Annotated in this window: 7 protein-coding genes; 1 reads left to right on the top strand and 6 read right to left on the bottom strand. The window is 70.5% G+C overall.

The window, feature by feature from the left end:
* Positions 1-334 precede the first annotated feature (334 nt).
* From QR78_RS27325 to QR78_RS27305, 5 genes are all read right to left on the bottom strand, one after another.
* Positions 335-637, bottom strand: coding sequence for a nitrile hydratase accessory protein (locus QR78_RS27325; protein ID WP_048430763.1), 303 nt, complete (start codon positions 635-637; stop codon positions 335-337).
* Positions 634-1,308, bottom strand: a complete 675-nt coding sequence (nthB, locus tag QR78_RS27320; protein WP_048430762.1) for a nitrile hydratase subunit beta — start codon at positions 1,306-1,308, stop codon at positions 634-636. Before nthB ends, QR78_RS27325 begins: the two co-directional genes overlap by 4 nt.
* Complete coding sequence (gene nthA, locus QR78_RS27315) at positions 1,305-1,970, bottom strand: nitrile hydratase subunit alpha (RefSeq protein ID WP_048430761.1); 666 nt, start codon at positions 1,968-1,970, stop codon at positions 1,305-1,307. The genes nthB and nthA overlap by 4 nt, the downstream gene beginning before the upstream one ends.
* A gap of 87 nt (positions 1,971-2,057) precedes the next feature.
* The gene (soxA, locus tag QR78_RS27310; protein ID WP_048430760.1) at positions 2,058-2,879 is read right to left on the bottom strand and encodes a sulfur oxidation c-type cytochrome SoxA; all 822 of its coding nucleotides are present in this window, start codon (positions 2,877-2,879) and stop codon (positions 2,058-2,060) included.
* A 41-nt stretch (positions 2,880-2,920) separates the two neighbouring features.
* A complete protein-coding gene (locus tag QR78_RS27305; protein WP_048430759.1) occupies positions 2,921-3,154 on the bottom strand; it encodes a hypothetical protein in 234 nt (77 codons plus the stop codon).
* A 220-nt stretch (positions 3,155-3,374) separates the two neighbouring features.
* Between QR78_RS27305 and msrP the strand changes: the two genes are divergently transcribed.
* On the top strand, positions 3,375-4,349 hold the full coding sequence (msrP, locus tag QR78_RS27300) for a protein-methionine-sulfoxide reductase catalytic subunit MsrP (RefSeq protein WP_048430758.1): 975 nt from the start codon (positions 3,375-3,377) through the stop codon (positions 4,347-4,349).
* A gap of 261 nt (positions 4,350-4,610) precedes the next feature.
* On the opposite strand, the gene QR78_RS27295 is transcribed toward msrP, so the two are convergent.
* Positions 4,611-5,350 (bottom strand): MFS transporter (locus tag QR78_RS27295; protein ID WP_048430757.1); only part of this gene is annotated, 740 nt, incomplete at its 5' end.

Here is a 5,350-nt window from a genome sequence, read left to right as displayed (position 1 = left end):
CGGCTCAACCTGTTGCACCGTCGCAGACAATGAGACGCTTCGCGGCTTTTCGTGCTGGATTCCGGATCTCCTTCCGCTTCGCTTCAGTCGTCCGGAAAAGGGGTCGGTTTGCAATGGGTCATGGAGCCTGGCTTGCAATGTTCCCGGCCAGAGTCGTGTACCGTAGACGCTGGTGACGCGCGACAGGCGGGACTTCTCGGCCGGCGATCCGAACGTGCATGGTCCCTACACGATCTGAAGGCCTGTACGACGCCGTCGGCCGGGCCGCCCGGTGAAAGGTCGATCCGGGACCCCTACTCACACACCGCCGCGCCCCGGGAATCCATCAACGCCCTCACGCCCCCGGATCGTTCTCCAGCAGGATCGGCTGCCCGTGCGGCGTCGCCGCCGCGGCGCGGGCGAAGGCGTCCCGGCGCGCCTTCAGGGCCGACGCGTCGGTGAGGCCGCGCGCGGCGATGAGCGCCTCGATCGTCTCGAGCCACAGGGCGTAATCCGCCGTGCGGTGGCCCGAGCGGCCGAGGGCCTCGGCCCATTCGGCCCAGGTGAACAGCCCGGCATCGTGCAGCGACACCACGAGCGCGAAGGTCTGCGCCTCCCAGGGGGCGGCGAAGACCGGGGCGTCCGGCGGGCGGCTCACGCGGCTTTCCTCCGCGCCGGTTCGAGGTAGCTCTCGAAGGCGGCGACCGAGACGGTGAGGCCGGGATCCGCATCCTCGCCCCACAGCTCGATGGCGGCGAACCGCACGGTGTAGAGCCATTGCGGCGCCTCGCCCGCGAAGGCGGCGTTGGAATCCGGGAAGACGAAGCCGCCATGGACCCGCTCGACCGTGCCGGTGCGGCCGCGGACGTAGCGGGGCAGGCGGGTGTGCCCCGCCGGGTGGATCACCTTGGCCCGCACCTCGTCGCCGGGGGCGAAGCGGGCGGGGGTCGCCACCGGGCGGTCGCTCGGGAAGCCGCGGGCGAAGAGCGGTCCCACCTCCTCGGCCTTCAGCACCCGGGCCACGGGCGCGGGCGGCGCGAGGGCCGCGCCGGCGGCCAGCTCGCCGGCCTCCACGAGGCCGTGCTGCTGCACCTGGCGTTCCAGCGCCCGGAACCAGATCCGGTAGTAGCTCGAGGTCAGGTACTCGCCCGGCGGTAGCGATTCGCGGGCGGCGCGGCTGGCATCGAGGTTCCAGGTGCCGGTGAGGCCCATCGCCATCGCCATGGCGAAGACCCGCTTCTCCCAGGGTGCGTGGAACCAGGGCTCGTCCGCCTCAAGGCCGAGCGGGCCGAAGCCCTGCATCCCGCCGAGATCCTGTCCGCCGTTCATGCGCGCACCACCTGGTCGGGGCTCAAGGGCAGCCCGGTGCCGATCATCGCGTCGCGGGTGACGAGGTCGGCGAGCGCCGCCTCGTCGAGGTGGTCGGTGCCGGGGGGGCGCATCGGCAGCACCATGTAGCGCAGCTCCGCGGTCGAATCCCAGACGCGGATCCGGGTCTCGGGCGGCAGCGTCGTGCCGAACTCGGCCAGCACCCCGCGCGGATCGATGACGGCGCGGGAGCGGTAGGGCGGCGACTTGTACCAGACCGGGGGCAGGCCCAGCACCGGCCAGGGATAACAGGAGCAGAGCGTGCAGACGACGACGTTGTGCTCCTCGGCCGTGTTCTCGACCACCACCATGTGCTCGCCGCCGCGCCCGCCGACGTCCAGCTCGCGCATCGCCGCGCTGCCATCCTCCAGGAGGCGCGCCTTGAAGGCGGGATCGACCCAGGCCCGCGCCACCACCCGGGCGCCGTTATGCGGCCCGACCTTGGTCTCGTAGGTCTCGATCAGGGTGTCGAGGGCGGCCGGATCGACGTAGCCCTTCTCGACCAGGATCGATTCGAGGGCCCGCACCCGCAGGTCCATCGGCGACAGCTCGCTGCCATGCGGGTGGTCGTGGTCATGATCGTGGTGGTCATGACCGTGCGAATGGTCGTGGTCTTGCGCCATGCTGGTCCTCCCGGAGACAGGAGGATACGCGCCTGGCTCTCACACCGCCACCGTCACGGACGCGAGGCCGTCACGGACGCGAGGCCGTCACGGACGCACGGCGGGGCTCTCGACGGGGAGGGGGGCGGCGCGCTCGGCGAGGTAGAGGGTGAGCGCCACGACCTCCGCGGAGCCGGGCGTGAACGGCTCGGCCCGCATGCCGGTCAGGCAGTTGCGCAGGCGCCGCTCCAGGGAGCCGAGATCCTGCCATTCCAGGCGGTAGAGCGGGTAGCCGTTCGGATGCCCCTGCGGGATCGTGGCGGCGCCGAGACGCCGGCCCCACCGGGCGTCGTGGCAGGCGGCGCAGGAGAAGCCGAGCTGGCCCATCGGCGTCGCGAACAGGCGCCGGCCCTCGCGCCGCGCCGGCGCGAGGCGGGGATCGTCCGGGGGCGACACGGGCAGGCTGCGCGAGAGGTTCGCCAAGTAGGCGGTGAGCGCCAGGAGGTCGTGGCTCTCCCGCGGCAGCGAGGCCGCTCCCTGATGGCGGGTGCGGCACAGGTCGATCCGGCCCTCGAGGTCGACGGGACGGCTCGTCGCGTCGTCGAAGGCCGGGTAGCGGGCGGCGACGCCGCGCATCGCCGCTTCCGTATGGCAGCCCGAACAGGGCGCCGCTCCGGGCGAGGGCGGACGGACGAAGAGGTCGGCCCCGTCGCGAACCCAGAGCATGCCCGGATTGGCGGTGTCGTCGGCCTGCATCGCCTGCGTCTCGGGCGCCATCTGGTCGAAGCCGGAGTGGCGCTCGGCGGGCGGGATGCCGGAGGGCGGGCCCTCCTGCGCTGCGGCGGTTCCGAGGAGCGCACTTGCAAGAAGCACACTTGCGAGAAACAGGCCTGCGAGAGTGCCGACCGTGCGGGGGACCGATGCGCGCATGACGACGCTCCTCCCTGCCCGGCGGCACGCCGCCGGGCGGCTCAGATCGGCCGCACCTCGCCGGGGCGCAGCTTGAGGCGCGCGGCGAGGCGGTCGGACAGGGTGCCGCTCAGCTCCACCGATGCCTCCGGCGCCACCGCCTGCACGGCGGCGACGGCGGCCAGGGGATCGGTCGCTAGAGCGACGTAGACCCGCAGGGCCGGGGCGCTGGCCCCGTCATCGGCGGCCGAGACGGCGACGGTGAAGGCGGTGTGCTTCGGCTTCTTCGGGGGCATGGGCCCGGTATCGCATGGGGCCGCGCCCCTGTCTCCGCTGAAGCCGGTACAGAAGATACGCGTTTCGCCGCGGCAAAGTCCCGCCGCCATGGACCTGCCGACTTGGGCCCGCCGACCTGGGCCTCGCTGACCTGTGACTTGCGCAGCCGGCGGTTCGCCCCGATGTCCGCTGACAGACACGGCTTCACGCCGCGGCCCCATTGGCCCGAGGAACTGGATCATGCACATCAAGGTCAAGCGCGCCTGGGAGATGCCCGAGCGCCTCGCCACCCCCGAATCGGTCTTCCTCGACCGTCGGGCGCTGCTGGGCGGCGGCCTCGGCCTCGCCGCCGCGTCGCTCGTCGGCGGCCCGGCCCATGCGGCCCTGCCGGGGGAGGGGACCGGCGCCGTCAAGACCGCCGATCTCTATCCAGCCAAGCAGAACCCGGCCTACACCCTCGACCGCCCGCTGACGGCCGAGCGCTACAGCGCCGACTACAACAACTTCTACGAGTACGGCACCAACAAGACGGTGACGCCGGGCTCGAACGCGCTGAAGGTCCAGCCCTGGACGATCAAGATCGACGGCCTGGTCGAGAAGCCGTTCGAGATCGGCTTCGAGGACCTGGTGCGCAAGATGGCGCTGGAGGAGCGGCTCTATCGCCACCGCTGCGTCGAGGCGTGGTCGATGGCGGTGCCGTGGACCGGCTTCCCGCTCTCGGCCCTGCTGGCGCTCGCCAAGCCGAAGGGCGACGCCAAGTACATCCAGATGCAGACCTTCATGGACAAGGCGATGGCGCCGGGCCAGCGCGCCTTCTTCTATCCCTGGCCCTATACCGAGGGCCTGACGATGGCCGAGGCCAACAACGAACTGGCCTTCATGGTCACCGGCGTCTACGGCAAGCCGCTGCTCAACCAGTTCGGCGCGCCGCTCCGCCTCGCCGTGCCGTGGAAGTACGGCTTCAAGTCGGTCAAGTCGATCAACCGCATCACCTTCACGGCCGAGCGGCCCAAGACCTTCTGGGAGGGCCTGCAGGCCTCCGAATACGGCTTCTGGGCCAACGTGAACCCGGCCGTGCCGCATCCGCGCTGGAGCCAGGCGAGCGAGCGGGTGCTCGGCACCGACGAACGGGTGCCGACCCTGATCTACAACGGCTACGGCGCGCAGGTCGCCGACCTCTACAAGGGGCTCGAGAAGGAGCGCCTCTTCGTCTGACGAAGAAGGGCCGGCGCATCGGGGATGCGCCGGCCCTTCTTGGTTCTCGCAACGAAACCGAAATCCTCCGCAATCGGTCCGGGGCCGCGAGAGCGGAGCCCGGAAGCGCAGGCGTTTCAGGAAGTGACGGAACGTGCCGAGCTCCGTTCGACACCACCCGTGGTTCTGGATCCCGGGCTCTCGCCTGCGGCGAGCCCCGGGATGACCCTGTGAGGTGGAATCGTCGGAGAACGGCCTTCTCCGAACGGAGCCGGTCCGAATTCAGGCCGTCCCGTCGCCCTGCAGGTAGCCGGACTTGCGGCTGTCGGGCATCTGGAGCGAGACCAGGAACGCGATGGCGCACATCGCGGTCACGTACCAGAAGAAGGTGGTCTCGTAGCCGTATTCCTTGAACTTCAGCGCCACGAACTCGGCCGAGCCGCCGAAGATCGCGTTGGCGATGGCGTAGGACAGGCCGACGCCGAGCGCCCGCACCTCGGCCGGGAACATCTCGGCTTTCACCAGCCCGCTGATCGAGGTGTAGAACGACACGCATAGCAGCGCGGCGGTGATCAGCCCGTAGGCCATGACCGGGCTCTGCGCATCGCCGATCGCGTGCATCAGCGGCACCGTCAGCAGCGTGGTGAGCCCGCCGAACAGCAGCATCGAGGTCTTGCGGCCGAACTTGTCGGCGAACATGCCGAAGAAGGGCTGCGCCACCATGTAGGTGAACAGCACTGCCGTCATCACCAGGTTGGCGGTCTTCTTGTCCATGTGCGCGGTGTTCACCAAGTACTTCTGCATATACGTGGTGAAGGTGTAGAAGATCAGCGAGCCGCCGGCGGTGTAGCCGAGCACGGTGACGAAGGCGCGGCGATGGTTGCGCCAGATCGAGGCCATGCTGCCGGCCTCCCGCGAGGTGCGGGTCTCGGCGGTCGAGGTCTCGTGCAGCGAGCGCCGCAGGTAGAGGGCGACCACGGCGGCCGCGGCCCCGATGAAGAACGGGATGCGCCAGCCCCAGG

Origin of the sequence: Methylobacterium indicum (genome assembly GCF_001043895.1) — a bacterium.
Classification (GTDB): Bacteria; Pseudomonadota; Alphaproteobacteria; order Rhizobiales; family Beijerinckiaceae; genus Methylobacterium; species Methylobacterium indicum.
This window is presented reverse-complemented; position numbering and strand designations above follow the sequence as displayed.

Coding starts and splice junctions, on each gene's coding strand:
- nthB (WP_048430762.1), bottom strand. CDS start 1,308: ATGAACGGCGGACAGGATCTCGGCGGGATGCAGGGCTTCGGCCCGCTC.
- nthA (WP_048430761.1), bottom strand. CDS start 1,970: ATGGCGCAAGACCACGACCATTCGCACGGTCATGACCACCACGATCAT.
- soxA (WP_048430760.1), bottom strand. CDS start 2,879: ATGCGCGCATCGGTCCCCCGCACGGTCGGCACTCTCGCAGGCCTGTTT.
- QR78_RS27305 (WP_048430759.1), bottom strand. CDS start 3,154: ATGCCCCCGAAGAAGCCGAAGCACACCGCCTTCACCGTCGCCGTCTCG.
- msrP (WP_048430758.1), top strand. CDS start 3,375: ATGCACATCAAGGTCAAGCGCGCCTGGGAGATGCCCGAGCGCCTCGCC.